A 17,736-nucleotide genomic window follows, 5' to 3' on the forward strand; every position below is an offset into this window, starting at 1 on the left:
TTTCTCCAGGTTGCGCGTCGATCCAATGCATACAAAGGGAAACGCAATGAATGAGCAAATGCTGCGCTTAGGCCGTGAACGGCGCTATCTGGTGCTGTTGGGGCTGATCTGTCTGGCGCTGATCGGCGGTGCGCTGTACATGCAGGTGGCGCTCGGCGAGGCGCCGTGCCCGCTGTGCATCCTGCAGCGGTATGCACTGTTACTGATCGCCATTTTTGCCTTCATTGGTGCGGCCATGCGTACCCGTCGCAGCCTGACGGTTTTCGAAGGCCTGGTGGTGCTCAGTGCCCTGGCCGGTGCGGCGGTAGCGGGGCATCACGTGTACACCCAGTTCTTCCCGGCGGTCAGCTGTGGCGTCGACGTGCTGCAACCGATTGTCGATGACCTCCCGCTGGCGAAGATCTTCCCGTTGGGCTTCCAGGTCGACGGCTTTTGCTCCACCCCGTATCCGCCGATCCTGGGCTTGTCCCTGGCACAATGGGCACTGGTGGCGTTCGTCCTCACGGCGATCCTGGTGCCGTTGCTGGTGTCGCGCAATCGCAAACAACTGCCCTAAAGCGCCTCAATCAGACGCCCCGGTTTTCTGTAGGAAGCCGGGGCGTTTTGCGTTTCAGTCTTACTGTGTGCCAGCCTTGATCCGAGACAATAATGAGCCGCGACAGCGTGCGACACGTTGTCACACATTTGCTGTCATTCGGCCACTTGCTGCGCGAATAAGCACCTCGTTCTGCAATGAAAAATCAGCCGTTGCAGGCTCCATCCGGCTAACTGGCTCCCCCCGGAGCAGGCATTTCTAACAATCGGGCGTCTTGCCGCTCAGCCCCCGAATGACGGGGGCTCTACGGGCGTAAAAAGCCTCTTTAATCAGCGCAAGCTGTCTAAATCGGGCGTAGTAGACCTACGTTTTCTGGGGTTCTTGTTGAGAATGAATTTCGATAAGATGCCGGCTTGTTTCGAATTCTGCGAAAGATTGTTGCTCGATTTGATGAAAATTATTTCAGGATAAGACATGGTCTCCGGCGCCTCAGCTCACTACAATCGCCCGCACCGAATTTCCGACCCGGCTCAAGCTTGAGCCCGTGAGGTGGTCGAAGGGCTCAAGGCCCCATGCGACCCCAGGTGTCGGTGCCTTCCAACTACCCGCACCAAATGGAATTGGGCTGTAACAAGGCCTTTGACCTACGAATTCGAATAAGAACTCACTGCTGGCCCGGGATGTGTCGAACAGCGTCTGACGCTGCGACGGTCAGCCCTTATTCAATCCAAGAAAAATGCCAACCCTTGGCAGGGTGAAGTGTTGGCGATCAAAACCCAACTGCATTGCGCAAGCTGCTTTAGAGGTCGTGAGATGAGTAAAAACAGGTACCCCCGATTACTAGGCTTGTTGCCTTTGCTCGGCACGTTGTTGCTGGGAGGCTGCAACATGACCTTGCTCGATCCCAAGGGTCAGGTCGGCCTGGATGAACGTAATCTGATCATCACCGCTACGCTGTTGATGTTGCTGGTCGTCGTGCCGGTTATCGTCATGACCTTCCTGTTCGCCTGGAAATACCGCGCGTCCAACACCAGTGCCACGTACACGCCCAAGTGGTCGCACTCGACCAAAATCGAAGTGGCGGTGTGGACTATTCCGGTACTGATCATCATTGCTCTGGGTTACATCACCTACAAGTCCACCCATGCCCTTGACCCGTATCGTCCGCTGGACTCCGACGTCAAGCCGATCACCATTGAAGTGGTCTCGATGGACTGGAAGTGGCTGTTCATCTATCCGGAACAAGGCATCGCCACGGTCAACAAGATCGTGTTCCCGGCCCACACGCCGATCAATTTCAAAGTCACCTCCGACACCGTGATGAACTCGTTCTTCATCCCGGGCCTGGGCGGCCAGATCTACGCGATGGCGGGCATGCAGACCAAGTTGCACCTGATCGCCAACCAGAACGCCGAACTCGACGGTATCTCCGCCAACTACAGCGGCGCGGGTTTCACCGGCATGAAGTTCAAAGCAATCGCCACGACCCAGGAAGAGTTCGACGCCTGGGTCAACGATGTGAAGAAGGCACCTAAACAGCTTGAAAAAGCTGAATACGAAGCCCTTTCCAAACCGAGCCAGAACAACCCAGTCGAGCTCTACTCTTCGGTCACGCCGAACCTGTTCCAGACCATCATCGACAAGTATGAAGGGATGAACCCGGGCAAGCCGATGCACCACGAGAAGAACGAAAAGGAAGTGGCCCACAACATGGAAGGGATGGACATGAGTTCGCATTCAGCTGCCGGGGCAGAGGAGTAAACGATGTTTGGTAAATTAAGTTGGGAAGCGATCCCGTTCCACGAGCCGATTGTCATGGTGACCCTTGCCGTGATCGCGCTCGGTGGTCTGGCGTTGTTCGCGGGGATTACCTACTTCAAGAAGTGGACCTACCTGTGGACCGAGTGGCTGACGTCGGTCGACCACAAGAAGATTGGCGTGATGTACATCATCGTCGCCATGGTCATGCTGCTGCGCGGTTTTGCCGACGCCATCATGATGCGTACCCAGTTGGCCATGGCCACCGAGGGTTCGCCTGGCTACCTGCCGCCTGAACACTATGACCAGATCTTCACCGCCCACGGCGTGATCATGATCATCTTCATGGCGATGCCATTCTTCACCGGCCTGATGAACCTTGCAGTGCCGCTGCAGATCGGCGCGCGTGACGTGGCCTATCCGTTCCTGAACTCCTTGAGCTTCTGGCTGCTGGTTTCCGGTGTGGTACTGATCAACCTGTCCCTGGGCGTTGGCGAGTTTGCCAAGACCGGTTGGGTTGCCTATCCACCGTTGTCGGGACTGCAATACAGTCCGGGCGTGGGGATGGATTACTACATCTGGGCGCTACAGCTATCGGGACTTGGGACAACGCTAACGGGGGTCAACTTCCTGGCCACCGTGCTGAAGATGCGTACCCCGGGCATGAAGCTGATGGACATGCCGATCTTCACCTGGACCTGCACCTGGGCCAACGTCCTGATCGTCGCTTCGTTCCCGATCCTGACCGCTACCCTCGCTTTGCTGACGCTTGACCGCTACATGGATTTCCACATTTTCACCAATGAACTGGGTGGAAATCCGATGATGTACGTCAACCTGTTCTGGGCCTGGGGTCACCCCGAGGTGTACATCCTGATTCTGCCGGCGTTCGGGATTTTCTCCGAAGTCATCTCGACGTTCTCCGGCAAGAAGCTGTTCGGCCACCACTCGATGATCTACGCCAGCGGCGCGATCTCGGTGCTGGGTTTCATGGTCTGGCTGCACCACTTCTTCACCATGGGTTCGGGTGCCAGCGTCAACGCCTTCTTCGGTCTGGCGACGATGCTGATTTCGATCCCGACGGGTGTGAAGCTGTTCAACTGGCTGTTCACCATCTACCAGGGCCGTCTGCGTTTCACCAGCCACGTGCTGTGGACCCTGGGCTTCATGGTGACCTTCGCCATCGGCGGCATGACCGGCGTACTGCTGGCCATCCCGGGTGCGGACTTCGTGCTGCACAACAGCCTGTTCGTGATCGCGCATTTCCATAACGTGATCATCGGCGGCGCTGTATTCGGCTACATCGCCGGCTTCGCCTTCTACTTCCCGAAAGCGTTCGGCTTCAAGCTGCACGAGGGCTGGGGCAAGGCTGCATTCTGGTTCTGGATCTCGGGCTTCTTCGTCGCGTTCATGCCGCTCTATGCACTGGGCTTCATGGGCATGACCCGTCGTCTGAACGCCACCACCAACCCTGAGTGGGTGCCGTACCTGTACGTCGCCATGTTCGGCGCGGTGATGATCGCCGTGGGTATCGCCTGCCAGCTGATCCAGTTGTACGTCAGCGTGCGTGACCGCAAGAAGCCAGAGAACATGTGCGAGCACGGTGACCCGTGGAATGCCCATACCCTGGAATGGTCGACCTCGTCGCCTCCACCGTTCTACAACTTTGCCGTGCTGCCAAAAGCCGACGTCATCGACCCGTTCACCGAAGCCAAGGAAAACGGTACCGCGTACCAGACTCCGGCCAAGTACGCGCCGATCCACATGCCCAACAACACCGCGACCGGTGTGGTCATGGGGGCGCTGTTGACCGTGTTCGGTTTCGCGATGATCTGGCACATCTGGTGGCTGGCCATCGCCAGTCTGGTCGGCACCGTGGTGTATTTCACCATTCATGCCGCCCGTGACGATCAGGGCTACATGGTGCCGGTGGATGTCATCGAGCGCATCGAAGCCGAGCAGCACAAACGTCTGGTCGCGGCAGGGAAAGTCCCAGCCACCGCCACCCGTGTTGAAACCTCGTTGGAACAGGCTTAAACCATGTCGAACTTAGTGACCAATGTTGGACACGCCCATGGTCATGACCATGGGCACGATGACCATCACCACGACTCGGGCGAGATGACCGTATTCGGTTTCTGGCTCTACCTGATGACCGACTGCATTCTGTTTGCGTCGATCTTCGCGGTGTACGCGGTGCTGGTTAACAACGTCGCCGGTGGCCCGTCGGGCCACGACATCTTCGAGCTGCCGTATGTGCTGGGCGAAACCGCACTGCTGTTGTTCAGCTCGATCACCTACGGCTTCGCCATGCTGGCGTTGTTCAAGGGCAAGAAAACCCAGGTACTGGGCTGGCTGGCGATGACCTTCCTGCTGGGCGCCGGCTTTATCGCCATGGAGATCAACGAGTTCCACATCCTGATCGCCGAAGGCTACGGCCCTAGCCGCAGCGGCTTCCTGTCCGGGTTCTTCACCCTGGTCGGCACCCACGGTCTGCACGTGACCAGCGGCCTGATCTGGATGGCGATCATGATGTACCAGGTCCACAAAAACGGCCTGACCGCCACCAACAAGACGCGCCTGAGCTGCCTGAGCCTGTTCTGGCACTTCCTGGACGTGGTGTGGATCTGCGTATTCACCGTTGTTTATCTGATGGGGACCCTGTAAATGGCTAACGCACATTCCCACGATGGCCACGACGCCGGCCACGGCAGCGTCAAGTCCTACGCCATCGGTTTCATTCTGTCGGTGATCCTGACGGTTATTCCGTTCGGCCTGGTGATGTACCCGACGCTGCCGAAAAGCCTGACCCTGTGGATCATCCTGATCTTCGCCGTGGTCCAGGTACTGGTGCACCTGGTGTACTTCCTGCACCTGGACCGCTCCGCTGCCCAGCGTAACAACGTGGTCGCGTTTGTCTTTGCCGCGATCGTCATTGTCCTGCTGGTCGGCCTGTCGTTGTGGATCATGTTCAGCATCCACACCAACATGATGGCGCACTGAGGAAAGTCCGGATGTCCTTAAAGCACTTTATCCAAATCACCAAGCCGGGGATCATTTTCGGTAACGTGCTTTCTGTGGCAGGCGGGTTTTTCCTGGCCTCGAAAGGGCATGTCGATCTGGCCATCTTTCTGGCGGCGATGATCGGCACTTCCCTGGTGGTGGCGTCCGGTTGTGTATTCAACAACTGCATCGACCGCGACATCGACATCAAGATGGAGCGCACCAAGAACCGCGCCCTGGTCCAGGGCCTGATCCCGGTGCAACTGGCCCTGGCGTTCGCCACGGTGCTGGGTGTCGCCGGTGTGGCGCTGCTGTACTGGGTGGCCAACCCGTTGGCGGCGCTGTTCGCGGTGATCGGGTTTGTCATCTATGTCGGTTTCTACAGCCTGTACCTCAAGCGCAAGTCGGTCCACGGCACGCTGGTGGGCAGTCTGTCGGGGGCGATGCCGCCAGTGATCGGTTACGTGGCGGTGAGCAACAGCTTCGACATGGCGGCGCTGACGCTACTGGTGATGTTCAGCCTGTGGCAGATGCCGCATTCCTATGCCATTGCGATCTTCCGCTTCAACGATTACCTGGCCGCCTCGATTCCGGTGCTGCCGGTCAAGCGCGGCATCCAGGTGGCCAAGAAGCACATCCTGCTCTACATCCTGGCCTTCCTCGTGGCGACCTTGATGCTGACCTTCAGCGGCTACGCCGGCATGAGCTACCTCGCCGTCGCCGCCGCCATGGGCATGTACTGGTTGTACATGGCCTGGACCGGCTACAAGGCGGTGGATGACACGGTCTGGGCACGCAAGCTGTTCGTGTTCTCGATCTTCACCATCACCGCCCTGAGCGTCATGATGTCCCTGGACTTCAAAGTGCCGAGTGAGTTGTTGCTGACTTACGCGCCTTAAGCTTCAGACGCCACACAAAAAGCCCCGCCTTCGAGAGAAGCGCGGGGCTTTTTTGTGGGTGTTGCTTCGAACTGTCGACATTCCTGTGGGAGCGAGCTTGCTCGCGAAAGCGGTGGGTCAGCTGAGGTGATGTTGACTGACAGGGCGCATTCGCGAGCAGGCTCGCTCCCACAGGTGCTATGGCGAGCACATAATCTGCGAACGCCGCTGATCCATTGTGGGAGCGAGCCTGCTCGCGATGACGCCGGCCCATTCAACATCGATGCAAGCTGACCCACCGCTATCGCGAGCAAGCCCGCTCCCACAGGTTCTGGCGGCGGACTGACAACCGCCGAACAAGAAGGCTTATTGCTGGGCGATGCTGTAGCCGTCGAACGCTTTGTGCTGTTGCAGGGCGGTGACGATGCTTTTGCGGGTGACCGGTTGTTCGGTGCCGTCGTTGTCCAGGAAGATGTCATTTTCCAGCTCGGCCTGGTCGCCTTCGCCGACGAAACTGAAGCCCAGGAATTCGAAGGCCTCGCGGTCGACGTTCGGCTTGGAGCGTGGGGTGCGCAAGGGCAGGGTGACGCTGATGCCGTCCTTGCTGATGACAAACACTTCGGCCTCTTTCTTGGGCCGCGAGGCTTTGCCTTTGCTGCCGCTCGGATTGCTGATGGCCTGGTGGGTCTGGTTCAGCACTTTCAGGGCCAGGCCATAAACCAGTTCCTGGAAGGTCGGGTCGTCCTTGTAGCTGGACAGGATACGGCTGATGGGGAAGCGGCTGCTCAGGTCTTCCAGTGCCGCGAAATCGGCGGCTTCGGCGTCCTTGAGCTGCTTGAGCTGGCCCATCAGTTCGTAGGCCTTGTCATCGTCGAACGCGTCATGGGCCTGGCGGATGGCGTTGCGCAGCTCGCGAATCTGATCGCTTTCGCGGTTCGACTGGAACGCATCGAGAACCATCTCACTGATGCTTTTGGCCTGAGGCAGATGCTGTGAAAGATTGATGGAGTTTTCGTATTCCGCTTTGGACGACAGGGTGACTACGGATTCAGCGGTATTGGAATCGGACATTGAAATTTCACTACTTCTGTTAGCTGGATGAGGCGAGAAAGGCGTTGAGCTTTTTTCCGGTCGCCTAATCTATTGGACCCGGGCGGCGTTGTCACGGTTGAACCGGTGGCAGGTCGGCATTTGTTGTTCAGATACGCATCATTGGCAGATCACATTCTTGCCGGCCACCTTGGAGCGATACAGCGCCTGGTCCGCCCGGTCCAGCAGCATCGTGTGCTGCTCATCCCCACGCCGCTGCACCACGCCAAAACTCATGGTGACCTGGAAATCGCCCACCGGCAGCAGATCGGACAGGCTACGGCGAATGGTTTCAGCCATCAGGCAGGCGTCGGCCAGGGAGGTATTGGGCAAAATCATGATGAATTCATCACCCCCCCCAACGTGCGAGCAAGTCGCCGTCGCGTTCGCAGCGTTTAACGGCTTGCACCACTTGTACCAGCGCTGCGTCGCCGAAAGCATGACCGTAATGATCATTGATGTCCTTGAAGTCATCGACGTCCATGGCGATCAGTGACAACGGCTCGCGAAAACGCTGGGCACGCTCGCAGGCCAGCGGCAGGGCCTGTTCGAGACGATAGCGGTTGGCAACCCGCGTCAGGGCGTCGGTTTCGGCAAGCCTGCGGTTTTCGTCGAGCTGGATCTGCAACTGATGGTTGACCCGGGACAGTTCCAGGGTGCGCTCCTGGATAACGGCTTCCAGCGATTTGTTGCGCCGTTCCAGTTGTTCGAACAGACGCTTCTTGTCGTCAATGCTGCGATGGGCGCCGATCATCCGCGCCACCGTGCCGTCGGGGTTACGGGCGATCACATAGCCACGGTCCTCGATCCACATCCAGGAGCCGTCGCGCGTGCGACAGCGGTATTCGGCCTGGTAGTGATGGGAGCGTTGTTGCAGGTGGTCGTCGAACAAAGCCATCACCTGCGGGTAATCATCGGGATGGATCACGCTTTCCCATGTCAGCACGGTGTTATCGAGTGAGTGAGGCGGATACCCCAGCATCGTGTACCAGCCAGGGTTGCGGTAGACGAAACCGGTGTTGGCGTTCCAGTCCCAGATGCCATCGCTGACCAGCTCAAGGATGGTGTGCAGCACACCTTCGTCCAGACCGGACAGGTCGAGGCGCAGCATATCGATGTTCGAGGCGTCGCCCATCGTCGTTTCCTCAATCAGCCTTGATATCAAAATGCTCGTCCAAGGAAGAAGAGTAGCCGATGGGGCGGGGTGGCACTAGCGGGGTTACGCTCTGTTGGGGCGCTGACGAGGGCCGGGGGTGGACAGTCTGTGTGGGACTCAAGCGCTGGGGGGAAGATCGCAGCCTCGTTGCACGCGTCAGCTCCTACTTTGTCATTCGGGTTGGGTTTGGGGTTTGCCCCATTGCTGCATCGCAAATTCGACAAAGCTGCGCAGTTTGGGCAGCCGATAGCGATCCTGGGCATACATCAGGCTCATTGGCCGGTGGGGAAGTTGATAGTCCTGCAGCAGCGCGACCAGATGGCCTTCCTCCAGGTCTTGCGCCACCAGTGCATCGGGCAGCATCACCACGCCCATGCCGGCCAGGGCCGCGCGATGCAGTCCTGAGGAGCTGTTGATCAGCATCGGCCCAGTCACCGGTACTTTGATTTCACCTTCCGGCCCGTTGATGGGCCAGTGATCCTGGGCGAAGCGCCACTCGTCGCCGGCGGAATAGGCGAAGGACAGGCAGTCGTGCTGCTCCAGGTCAGCGGGTTTTTGCGGTGTGCCGCGGCGCGCCAGGTAGGCCCTGGATGCGCAGATGGTCAGGGTGTAGTCCATCAACGGTCGGGCGATCAGCTTAGGGTCGGTGGGGCCGAGACGGATGGCGACGTCGAAACCATGATCCAGCAGGTCCAGGCGTTGGTTGGTCAGCACCACGTCGAGTTTAAGCTGGGGATGGAGCCGGCTGAATTCGGCCAGCGCCGGGGCAAGGCGCTCGGTGCCAAAGGTCAGTGGCGCGGTGATGCGCAAGGTGCCGGTGGGCTCGCCTTGCGTCTGCTCGGCCAGTCGTTCGGAGTCGGCCACCAGCCCGAGTACTTCCAGGCAGCGCTGGTAATAGGAAGAGCCGAATTCCGTCAGGCGCTGGCGCCGCGTCGTACGGTTGATCAGGCGCACGCCAAGACGTTCTTCCAGTGCGCGAAGGTGATTACCCACCATGGTGGTGGACATTTCGCACACCTGGGCCGCCGCTGTCAGGCTCCCGGTTTCCACCACTTTGACGTAAACCGTCATTGCCTGAAAAAGATCCATTATCAAGCCTGGCTTTAAAATGATTGAAGGAATGTAGCGTTTATCCAGCAAGGGTGGCTAACCATACTGGAAAAAACCACCTGATGGAGCTTGAAGCCATGACCGCCGCCTGCCTGATGACCACCTACCAACCCCTGGCGCTGAATTTTACCCATGGGTTGGGTACGCGCCTGTGGGATCAGGACGGTCGCGAGTACCTGGATGCGGTGGCGGGCGTGGCTGTGACCAACGTTGGCCATTCCCACCCTCGACTGGTGGAGGCTATCAGCGAGCAGGCTGGCCTGCTGCTGCACACCTCCAACCTGTACGGCATCGACTGGCAGCAACGGTTGGCGAAAAAACTCACTCAGCTCTCAGCCATGGATCGGGTGTTTTTTAACAACTCTGGTGCCGAGGCCAACGAAACCGCACTGAAACTGGCGCGCCTTTATGGCTGGCACAAAGGTATCGAGCAGCCACTGGTGGTGGTCATGGAGAATGCGTTTCACGGACGCACATTGGGCACCTTGTCCGCCAGTGATGGCCCGGCGGTGCGCTTGGGCTTCAATCGGTTGCCGGGGGATTTCATCAAGGTGCCATTCGGTGATCTGGCGGCGCTGGAAAATATTCAGCAGGTTCATGGCGAGCGCATCGTTGCGGTACTGGTGGAACCGATCCAGGGCGAAAGCGGTGTGCAACTGGCGCCGCCCGGCTATCTCAAGGCCTTGCGTCAACTGTGCACCCGGCGCGCCTGGTTGCTGATGCTCGACGAGATCCAGACCGGTATCGGCCGCACCGGCCAATGGTTTGCCTTCCAGCACGAAGGCATCGTGCCGGACGTCATGACCCTGGCCAAGGGCTTGGGCAATGGCGTGCCCATCGGCGCCTGCGTGGCCCGGGGCAAAGCGGCCGAACTGTTTACCCCTGGCAGCCACGGCAGCACCTTCGGCGGTAATCCGCTGGCCTGCCGGGTGGGCTGCACGGTGCTGGACATCATCCAGGAGCAAGGTTTGCTGGACAACGCCAGGCATCAGGGTGAACAGTTGCTCAACCGGCTGACGGCCGAACTGGCGGACAACCCGAACGTGCTGGCGATTCGCGGCCAGGGCTTGATGATCGGCGTCGAACTCAAGCAACCGGTCCGCGACCTGAGCCTTTGTGCCGCACGTGACCACGCTCTGCTGATCAATGTCACTCGCGGCAAGACCATCCGCCTGCTGCCCCCGTTGACCATTGATGGGCGGGAAGTGGAGATGATCGTCAGGGGGGTGAGCCGGTGCCTGGCGCAGGATTAAGGCAAGTGCGACACGGCTGGACGGAATTTTTGCCAATTGCCGTGTTCCAACGCCAGCCAGAGTCGATACTGGCACTTCAGAATTAAAATACCAGGAGCACCTTCATGTTCACCTCGCGTCGCTTGATTGTTGTCGCAACCGCTGTGGCCCTGCTGTCCGGCTGCGCGTCGCCTAATCCTTATGACAACCAGGGGCAGGCCTCCACAGAGTCCTCCGGCATGAGCAAGACTGCCAAGTACGGCGGCCTCGGTGCCCTGGCCGGTGCGTTGGCCGGTGCGGCCATCGGTCACGATAACCGTGGCAAGGGTGCATTGATCGGCGCTGCGGTCGTGGGGGCTTCCGCGGCCGGCTACGGTTACTACGCCGACCAGCAGGAAAAGAAACTGCGTGCCAGCATGGCCAATACCGGCGTTGAAGTGCAGCGCCAGGGCGACCAGATCAAACTGATCATGCCGGGCAACATCACCTTCGCCACCGACTCGGCGAACATCGCATCCAGTTTCTACCAGCCGCTGAACAACCTGGCCAACTCCCTCAAGGAGTTCAACCAGAACCAGATCGAAATCGTGGGTTATACCGACAGCACCGGCAGCCGCCAGCACAACATGGATCTGTCGCAACGTCGTGCACAGAGCGTGGCGACCTACCTGACGTCCCAAGGTGTCAGTGGCGCCAACCTGACGGCCCGCGGTGCCGGCCCGGACAATCCGGTGGCCAGCAACGCCGACGTCAATGGCCGCGCGCAAAACCGCCGTGTCGAAGTCAACCTCAAGGCCATTCCGGGCCAGCAATACCAGACAGCGCCGCAGCAGGGGCAGACTTACCAGCAATACCCATAACCGCTGGGCGGTAAATGAAAGGGGGCCCCTGAAAACAGGGGCCCCCTTTTTTGCGGCTAGCGTTTGGACCTTTGTGGCGAGGGAGCAAGCTCCCTCGCCACAACAGTGTTCACTTTAGTAGATAGGTTCAGTTAGCCTCTTTCACCGCACTCAAGAACGCGCACGTGCGCTCCTGCTGCGGGTTTTCGAAGATCTGCGCCGGAGTGCCCTGTTCGTGGATCTGCCCTTTGTAGAAGAAGCACACCCGGTCGGCGAATTCCCGGGCGAAGCCCATCTGGTGGGTCACCATCAGCATGGTCAGGTTGTGCTCGGCCCCCAGTTTGCGGATCACATTCAGCACTTCGCCACACAGTTCCGGATCGAGTGCCGAGGTCACTTCGTCAAACAGCATCACCTTGGGTCGCATCGCCAGCGCCCGGGCAATCGCCACCCGTTGTTGCTGGCCGCCGGACAACTGCGAAGGGTAATGGTCGAGCTTGCTGCCCAGCCCCACCAGCTCCAGTAAATCGGCGGCGCGCTCCCGGGCTTCCTTCGGATTCATGCCCAGCACCTGCACCGGCGCCTCGATCACGTTTTGCAGCGCGGTCATGTGGGGAAACAGATTGAAGCTCTGGAACACCATGCCGATCTTGCCGCGCACACGGCGGATGTGCCGGTCGTTGGCCGGCACCAGCACGCCGTTGCGGTTGGGCATGTGGGTCAGGGAGTCATCTTCGATGCGGATCTGGCCCTGGTCGATGCCTTCCAGGGTCATCAACACCCGCAACAATGTGGACTTGCCCGAGCCGCTGGGGCCGATGATCGCGACTTTTTCACCGGGCGCGACATCCAGGTTCAGATGGTCGAGCACCGTAAAGCTGCCATAGCTTTTGGTCACGTCCTGGAAACTCACGATCGGCCGGGACGGTGTCTGATCTTGCATGGCCGGGGCCTCCTGCTGCGACGCCAGCGTGCTGCGCCGGGACAAATCGGTGGGCGAGGACAGGGGTAAAGTCATTAGCGTAGCTCCATGCGCGTTTCAAGGCGCCGTACCAGATAGGCCAAGGCGAGGCTCAGGGCGAGGAAGAACAGGCCGACCATGGTGATCGGCTCCAGGTAACGGAAATGCTCGGAGCCGATGTTCTTGGCCTGCTGCATGATTTCCACCACGGTGATCGCCGACAGCACCGGCGTGTCCTTGAGCATCGCCACCAGGTAATTGCCCAGCGGCGGTATGATCGGCCGCAGCGCCTGGGGCAGGATGATGTTGCGGTAAGCGTTGTACGGAGCGATGTTCAACGCCGTCACCGCTTCCCACTGCGCCCGCGGCACCGCGTCGAGGCCGCTGCGATAGACCTCGGCGATGTAGCAGGCGTAGTGCAGGCCGATGCCCAGAATCCCCACTTGCATGGCCGTCAGGCTCAAGCCGTAGTTAGGCAGCACGTAATAGAGGAAATACACCTGGATCAGCAGCGGCGTACTGCGGATGAACTCGATCACGGCGGTGGCCGGCCATGACAGCCAGACTTTTCGGCTGCGCCGACCAATTGCCAGGAACAGCCCCAGGACAATCGCAATCAGAAAGCCGATCAGGGTGATGCCCACCGTATTGAGCGAGGCGCGCAGCAAGTCCGGCAGGATCTGTGCGGCGTAGGACCAGTCGAACAGGGTCATGACAGACCTCCACGCATCCGGCCCCGGCTCAGTCGTCGTTCGACATGGCGCATACCCAGGTTAATGGCCTGGGCGAGGATGAAATACATCACCAGCGCCAGGCTGAAGATCTCCAGGGTCTGGAAGGTTGCCTGATCCAGCTGTCGCGCGCGGAAACTCAGGTCGGACAACGTGATCAACGACACCAGCGACGTGTTCTTCAGCAATTCGATCAGCAGGTTGGTGCCCGGTGGGATCGCCGCCAGCAGGGCCTGGGGCAGGATGATCCGTTTGAAGCGCTTGAAGCCGCTGAAATTCAGCGCCGTGCACGCTTCGTATTGCCCCTTGGCCACCGAGCTGATGGCGCCGCGCATGACTTCGGCACCATAAGCGCCGATGTGCAGGCCCAGGCCGACAATCGCCACAGCATAGGGGCTCAACTCAACGTTGAACGGCGGCAGTGGTAGCACGAAGAACAACCAGAACAACTGCACCAGCAGCGACGTGCCACGAAACACTTCGATGTAGGTGATGGAAAACCAGCGCAGCGCTCGCCACGGTGACAGTCGCCCCAAGGCCGCCAGGACCGCGGCGACGATCGCCAGCAGCGAGCCGAGAAAGGTCACCTGAAGCGTGACCCAGGCCCCTTGAATCAATAACGGAAGTAATTCGCCCATGGTTCAACCCGATATCCGATGAAGCAGGGAACAGGCATCACGCACTGCGCGTCATGCCCGTTTCGGCTATGGCTGAGCGCAGAGCTCGGCCGCGGTTTTGCTGGTCACGTTGGACTTGTCGAAACCGAACGGCGCAACGGCCTTGAGGTGTTCTTCAGAGCCTAGCCATTTCTTCAGCTCGGCATTGACCGCATCGCGCAGGTCTTTGTCTTCGGGGCGGAAGGCGAGGGCGCCGTAGCCGATGTGCGACGGGTCGTCCTTGAACTCGGTCATCGCCTCAACCTTGTCACCGCCCTTGCTGGCCAGGCCCTTCATGGTCAGTTGCGTGCCGACGGCAGCGTCCGCGCGACCGGCGCGCACCGCTTGCAACTGCGCGGTGGTGTCGGGGACCTGAAGGATCTGCTCATCCTTGACCCCGGAATCCCGGGCGTACGCCAGGTTCACCGTACCGGCCATGATTGCCAGCTTCACGTCCGGTTGTTTGGCGATGTCTTCATAGCTGTGCAGTTGCTTGGGATTGCCCTTGGCCACGAGCAGGGCATCGGGCAACTGGTATTGCGGATCGGTGAACAATACCTGCTTGCAGCGCGCCGGCGTGATGTACATCCCGGCGGCAATCACATCGAATCGGCCGGCGCGCAGGCCGGGAATCAGCGAGCCCCATTCGGTGAGCACGCCGTTGACCTGCTTGATGCCCATCTTGGCGAAGATGATCTTGGCGATTTCCGGTGATTCACCGGTAACGGTGCCGTCGGTTTCGGTAAAGGCGAACGGCGTTTCGTTGGCGTAGCCGATCCGGATGCTGCTGTTGCTTTTGACGGTATCGAGGGTGGCGGCGTGAACGCTGCCAGCCAGGCCAAGTACGGCACAAGTCATTAAGAGCCGACGCAGGGGCGCGCATGTGGCGGGAAGGAAATTGCTCATCGGTAAAATCTCCTGTTTCTTGTGGATCCGTCGTTTGACGGCTCTGTGGTAGGAGGCAGTGTTACAAGAGCAAAGCGTACAGCGGCTGATCCGGCCTTGGCCTGGAATCGGGAGCGGCGCCGGTACAGGTCGATCCGGCTTTTTTGTCGGGGTGGTGAACCCGCCTGGATGACAACCTTGGACCGAGCATACAAAAGCCCCGGCACCGATTGTATTGCACTAGGACAATTGCTTTGTCGCCGTTGCCGCGGGATGCTGTGCGCACCAGAACACACGCGGGTTGCAGCGTCATGGAAAAGTGGAAATCAGCCTTGGACGCGGCCCGTAGCGGTGAGTCCAAATACAAGATTCTGGTACAGGCCATTGCTGACGATATCGAGCAGGGCGCCCTGGCCAATGACCAACGTCTGCCGCCGCAACGGCAAGTGGCGGACGCCATGGGGATTAGTGTGCAGACCGTCACCAATGCCTACAAGGAGCTGGAGCGCCAGGGGCTGGTGCGCTGTGAAGTGGGGCGCGGCAGCTTCGTTTCGCGACGTATGAGTGATCGGGTCGCGACCTACATCCTCGACAGCCCCGAGCGCGCGCTGGTGGACTTTTCCATCACGCGAATCATGCACACCCGCGAGCACGACCAGTTCTGGCGCGACACCTGCCTTCAATTGAGTACCGAAGAAGACCAGCCGTGGATTCATGCTTTTCGGCCGATCGCAGGTTTTGAATCCCATCGCGAAGCGGCCGCCCAATGGATCGGCCGCCAGAGGTTGAAGGTTGATCGCAACGACATATTGATCACCAACGGCGCAGCCCATGGGATCTTCCTTGCTCTTGCTTCCCTGGCCGGCCCCGATGATGTGGTGCTCTGCGAAGGGGTGACCGACCACGGGGTGATCGGCAATTCCCAGGTGCTGGGTTTCACCCTCAAGGGCCTGGAGATGGATCGCTATGGCATCGACCCTGAACACTTCGAGGACATGTGCAGCAACGAGCGCATCACCGCGCTGGTGTGCACGCCGAACCTGAACAACCCCACCACCAGCCTGATGCCCGACACCCGCCGGCGGGAAATCGCCGAGATTGCCCGGTGCTTTGGTGTGCACATCATCGAAGATGACGTATACGGTCCGCTGCTGGACGAGCGCCGTGCGCCGCCCATCAGCCACTACCTGCCGGAGCTGTCGTTCTATTGCACCAGCATGACCAAGTCGGTGCTCACGGGGCTGCGCATCGGTTATCTGGTGGTGCCCAAGCGCCTGGCGCTGCGCACCGAGAGCATCCTGCGGGTCAACAGCTGGATGGCCACGCCGATGGTCTCGGAGATCGCCGCCCGCTGGATTCGCGATGGCCGCGCCGAGTCGCTGGTGCAGCTGCAACGACGGCTGTTGGCCGGGCGCCAGGCGATGGTGACCGAGTACATGGGCGAGCATCTGCTGGGCCAGCATCCTCACGCCTTGAATGCCTGGATAGGCATCCCACCCCGGTGGGAGGTGGACAGCCTGGTGCGGGCGCTGCGGCACAAACACATCGCCGTAACCTCTCCCGACCCGTTCACCGTGCGCGGCACCCCCAAACCTCGTGCGGTGCGAGTATGCGTAGGCGCCGAATGCAGCGATGAGGAAATGCGCCATGCGCTGATCGGCATGCGCGAGATGTTTGACCAGTATCCGCAGGTGCATGATTTTTAACTGTGGGAGCGAGCCTGCTCGCGATAGCGGCGTAACAGCCAACAGAAACTGTGGCTGTACTGTCCCCATCGCGAGCAGGCTCGCTCCCACAGGGGATTTGTAGTGGTCGAGGATTTAGGGCCGGACAATCATTGATTAAATTGCCCTAGTACATTCATCACCACAATCCAGCCCTCTTAGACTGCGCCCAACACATCAGCTCGGGACGCGGTCATGGCAGTGTTGCAGCTACAGGATGTCTACCTCGCTCGCCAGCGCATCGAATCGCTGGTGCGGCGTACGCCCATGGAGCATTCCCCCAGCCTGTCACGGCTGATGGGGGTGGCGGTGTACCTCAAGCTTGAATCCCTGCAAATCACCGGCAGCTTCAAATTGCGTGGTGCGAGCAATGCCGTGGCCCAGCTCAGCCCCGAGCAAAAGGCCCTCGGCGTGGTCACCGCTTCGACCGGCAATCATGGTCGGGCGCTGGCCCATGCCGCTTCGCAACAAGGCGTCAAGGCGATTGTCTGCCTGTCGAACCTGGTGCCGGCTAACAAGGTCCAGGCGATCCGCGACCTCGGCGCCCAGGTGTGCATCGTCGGTCAGTCCCAGGACGATGCCCAGCGCGAAGCCGAACGCATCGCCAGAGAGCAGGGTGCGACCTTTCTGCCGCCCTTCGACCATTCGGCGATCATCGCCGGCCAGGGCACCCTCGGCCTGGAGATCCTCGAACAACAGCCGGACGTGGCCCAGGTGCTGGTGCCGTTGTCCGGTGGCGGCCTGTTCGCCGGCGTGGCGCTGGCGCTCAAAAGTGCGAATCCGGCGATTCAGGTGCATGGCATCAGCATGGCCCGAGGTGCCGCCATGGGCGCCAGCCTCGCCGCCGGGCATCCGGTGGAAGTCGAGGAGTTGCCCACTCTGGCGGACTCCCTCGGCGGCGGCATCGGCCTGGACAACCGCTACACCTTCGACATGACCCGGCAACTGAGCGATGACCTGCACCTGCTTTCAGAAGCTTCCATCGCCAATGCTTTGCGCCACGCCTATCACGAGGAACGCCTGGTGCTTGAGGGCGCTGCCGTGGTGGGTATTGCCGCTTTGCTCGACGGCCTGATCGAACCGCGTGGCCCCATTGTGCTGGTGATCAGCGGGCGCAACGTCGACACCGAACAACATGCCCGCGTGATCGCCGGGGCCCCTCAATAACCTTCAGCCGCA

16 protein-coding genes and 1 pseudogene are annotated in these 17,736 nt (G+C 60.1%); 10 read left to right on the forward strand and 7 right to left on the reverse strand.

Features of this window, described 5'->3' with window-relative positions:
• Nucleotides 1-46 precede the first annotated feature (46 nt).
• The 6 genes from HQ912_RS05945 (at nucleotide 47) to cyoE (ending at nucleotide 6,195) form a co-directional block, all read left to right on the forward strand.
• The gene (locus HQ912_RS05945) at nucleotides 47-556 is read left to right on the forward strand and encodes a disulfide bond formation protein B (protein ID WP_047228601.1); all 510 of its coding nucleotides are present in this window, start codon (nucleotides 47-49) and stop codon (nucleotides 554-556) included.
• A 792-nt stretch (nucleotides 557-1,348) separates the two neighbouring features.
• Complete coding sequence (cyoA, locus tag HQ912_RS05950; protein ID WP_047228600.1) at nucleotides 1,349-2,296, forward strand: ubiquinol oxidase subunit II; 948 nt, start codon at nucleotides 1,349-1,351, stop codon at nucleotides 2,294-2,296.
• 3 nt (nucleotides 2,297-2,299) lie between these two features.
• Entirely contained in the window at nucleotides 2,300-4,330 is a 2,031-nt protein-coding gene (gene cyoB, locus HQ912_RS05955; RefSeq protein WP_173406574.1) for a cytochrome o ubiquinol oxidase subunit I, read from the forward strand.
• Between the two features lie 3 nt (nucleotides 4,331-4,333).
• Nucleotides 4,334-4,960: a cytochrome o ubiquinol oxidase subunit III gene (locus HQ912_RS05960; RefSeq protein ID WP_047228598.1), complete on the forward strand. Its 627-nt coding sequence runs from the start codon at nucleotides 4,334-4,336 to the stop codon at nucleotides 4,958-4,960.
• Nucleotides 4,961-5,296, forward strand: coding sequence for a cytochrome o ubiquinol oxidase subunit IV (cyoD, locus tag HQ912_RS05965; RefSeq protein ID WP_025211927.1), 336 nt, complete (start codon nucleotides 4,961-4,963; stop codon nucleotides 5,294-5,296).
• A gap of 11 nt (nucleotides 5,297-5,307) precedes the next feature.
• A complete protein-coding gene (gene cyoE / locus HQ912_RS05970) occupies nucleotides 5,308-6,195 on the forward strand; it encodes a heme o synthase (RefSeq protein ID WP_047228597.1) in 888 nt (295 codons plus the stop codon).
• A gap of 345 nt (nucleotides 6,196-6,540) precedes the next feature.
• Here cyoE and HQ912_RS05975 read toward each other — a convergent pair whose 3' ends face one another.
• The 3 genes and pseudogenes from HQ912_RS05975 to HQ912_RS05985 all read right to left on the reverse strand — a co-directional run bounded on the left by HQ912_RS05975 (nucleotide 6,541) and on the right by HQ912_RS05985 (nucleotide 9,508).
• The gene (locus tag HQ912_RS05975; RefSeq protein ID WP_047228596.1) at nucleotides 6,541-7,245 is read right to left on the reverse strand and encodes a hypothetical protein; all 705 of its coding nucleotides are present in this window, start codon (nucleotides 7,243-7,245) and stop codon (nucleotides 6,541-6,543) included.
• Between the two features lie 138 nt (nucleotides 7,246-7,383).
• A pseudogene (locus tag HQ912_RS05980) lies at nucleotides 7,384-8,398 on the reverse strand (diguanylate cyclase domain-containing protein).
• Between the two features lie 192 nt (nucleotides 8,399-8,590).
• Nucleotides 8,591-9,508: a LysR family transcriptional regulator gene (locus HQ912_RS05985; RefSeq protein WP_173406575.1), complete on the reverse strand. Its 918-nt coding sequence runs from the start codon at nucleotides 9,506-9,508 to the stop codon at nucleotides 8,591-8,593.
• A gap of 98 nt (nucleotides 9,509-9,606) precedes the next feature.
• Here HQ912_RS05985 and HQ912_RS05990 point away from each other — a divergent pair, with 98 nt between their 5' ends.
• Together HQ912_RS05990 and HQ912_RS05995 are read left to right on the forward strand one after the other, a co-directional pair.
• Nucleotides 9,607-10,782, forward strand: coding sequence for an aspartate aminotransferase family protein (locus HQ912_RS05990; protein WP_076386553.1), 1,176 nt, complete (start codon nucleotides 9,607-9,609; stop codon nucleotides 10,780-10,782).
• A gap of 104 nt (nucleotides 10,783-10,886) precedes the next feature.
• Complete coding sequence (locus HQ912_RS05995) at nucleotides 10,887-11,621, forward strand: OmpA family protein (RefSeq protein ID WP_076383595.1); 735 nt, start codon at nucleotides 10,887-10,889, stop codon at nucleotides 11,619-11,621.
• A 127-nt stretch (nucleotides 11,622-11,748) separates the two neighbouring features.
• Here HQ912_RS05995 and ehuA read toward each other — a convergent pair whose 3' ends face one another.
• The 4 genes from ehuA to ehuB form a co-directional block, all read right to left on the reverse strand.
• Nucleotides 11,749-12,618: an ectoine/hydroxyectoine ABC transporter ATP-binding protein EhuA gene (gene ehuA, locus HQ912_RS06000; protein ID WP_370695169.1), complete on the reverse strand. Its 870-nt coding sequence runs from the start codon at nucleotides 12,616-12,618 to the stop codon at nucleotides 11,749-11,751.
• A complete protein-coding gene (gene ehuD, locus HQ912_RS06005) occupies nucleotides 12,618-13,274 on the reverse strand; it encodes an ectoine/hydroxyectoine ABC transporter permease subunit EhuD (protein WP_047228592.1) in 657 nt (218 codons plus the stop codon). The genes ehuA and ehuD overlap by 1 nt, the downstream gene beginning before the upstream one ends.
• Nucleotides 13,271-13,930: an ectoine/hydroxyectoine ABC transporter permease subunit EhuC gene (gene ehuC / locus HQ912_RS06010; protein ID WP_047228591.1), complete on the reverse strand. Its 660-nt coding sequence runs from the start codon at nucleotides 13,928-13,930 to the stop codon at nucleotides 13,271-13,273. Before ehuC ends, ehuD begins: the two co-directional genes overlap by 4 nt.
• Nucleotides 13,931-13,996: 66 nt before the next feature.
• Complete coding sequence (gene ehuB / locus HQ912_RS06015) at nucleotides 13,997-14,854, reverse strand: ectoine/hydroxyectoine ABC transporter substrate-binding protein EhuB (RefSeq protein WP_047228590.1); 858 nt, start codon at nucleotides 14,852-14,854, stop codon at nucleotides 13,997-13,999.
• A gap of 290 nt (nucleotides 14,855-15,144) precedes the next feature.
• Here ehuB and HQ912_RS06020 point away from each other — a divergent pair, with 290 nt between their 5' ends.
• Entirely contained in the window at nucleotides 15,145-16,539 is a 1,395-nt protein-coding gene (locus HQ912_RS06020) for a PLP-dependent aminotransferase family protein (RefSeq protein ID WP_173406576.1), read from the forward strand.
• A 213-nt stretch (nucleotides 16,540-16,752) separates the two neighbouring features.
• Entirely contained in the window at nucleotides 16,753-17,724 is a 972-nt protein-coding gene (gene eutB / locus HQ912_RS06025; RefSeq protein ID WP_160893368.1) for a hydroxyectoine utilization dehydratase EutB, read from the forward strand.
• The last annotated feature ends 12 nt before the right edge of the window (nucleotides 17,725-17,736 follow it).

It is taken from the genome of Pseudomonas sp. MPDS (genome assembly GCF_013283895.1).
Taxonomy (GTDB): Bacteria; Pseudomonadota; Gammaproteobacteria; order Pseudomonadales; family Pseudomonadaceae; genus Aquipseudomonas; species Aquipseudomonas rhizophila.

What these genes read in the sequence shown, in the direction of transcription:
- HQ912_RS05945 (WP_047228601.1), top strand. Translation starts at nt 47, where the DNA reads ATGAATGAGCAAATGCTGCGCTTAGGCCGTGAACGGCGCTATCTGGTG.
- ehuD (WP_047228592.1), bottom strand. Translation starts at nt 13,274, where the DNA reads ATGACCCTGTTCGACTGGTCCTACGCCGCACAGATCCTGCCGGACTTG.
- HQ912_RS05995 (WP_076383595.1), top strand. Translation starts at nt 10,887, where the DNA reads ATGTTCACCTCGCGTCGCTTGATTGTTGTCGCAACCGCTGTGGCCCTG.
- HQ912_RS05985 (WP_173406575.1), bottom strand. Translation starts at nt 9,508, where the DNA reads ATGGATCTTTTTCAGGCAATGACGGTTTACGTCAAAGTGGTGGAAACC.
- HQ912_RS05975 (WP_047228596.1), bottom strand. Translation starts at nt 7,245, where the DNA reads ATGTCCGATTCCAATACCGCTGAATCCGTAGTCACCCTGTCGTCCAAA.
- ehuA (WP_370695169.1), bottom strand. Translation starts at nt 12,618, where the DNA reads ATGACTTTACCCCTGTCCTCGCCCACCGATTTGTCCCGGCGCAGCACG.
- HQ912_RS06020 (WP_173406576.1), top strand. Translation starts at nt 15,145, where the DNA reads ATGGAAAAGTGGAAATCAGCCTTGGACGCGGCCCGTAGCGGTGAGTCC.
- eutB (WP_160893368.1), top strand. Translation starts at nt 16,753, where the DNA reads ATGGCAGTGTTGCAGCTACAGGATGTCTACCTCGCTCGCCAGCGCATC.
- HQ912_RS05990 (WP_076386553.1), top strand. Translation starts at nt 9,607, where the DNA reads ATGACCGCCGCCTGCCTGATGACCACCTACCAACCCCTGGCGCTGAAT.
- cyoA (WP_047228600.1), top strand. Translation starts at nt 1,349, where the DNA reads ATGAGTAAAAACAGGTACCCCCGATTACTAGGCTTGTTGCCTTTGCTC.
- cyoE (WP_047228597.1), top strand. Translation starts at nt 5,308, where the DNA reads ATGTCCTTAAAGCACTTTATCCAAATCACCAAGCCGGGGATCATTTTC.
- HQ912_RS05960 (WP_047228598.1), top strand. Translation starts at nt 4,334, where the DNA reads ATGTCGAACTTAGTGACCAATGTTGGACACGCCCATGGTCATGACCAT.
- ehuC (WP_047228591.1), bottom strand. Translation starts at nt 13,930, where the DNA reads ATGGGCGAATTACTTCCGTTATTGATTCAAGGGGCCTGGGTCACGCTT.
- cyoD (WP_025211927.1), top strand. Translation starts at nt 4,961, where the DNA reads ATGGCTAACGCACATTCCCACGATGGCCACGACGCCGGCCACGGCAGC.
- ehuB (WP_047228590.1), bottom strand. Translation starts at nt 14,854, where the DNA reads ATGAGCAATTTCCTTCCCGCCACATGCGCGCCCCTGCGTCGGCTCTTA.
- cyoB (WP_173406574.1), top strand. Translation starts at nt 2,300, where the DNA reads ATGTTTGGTAAATTAAGTTGGGAAGCGATCCCGTTCCACGAGCCGATT.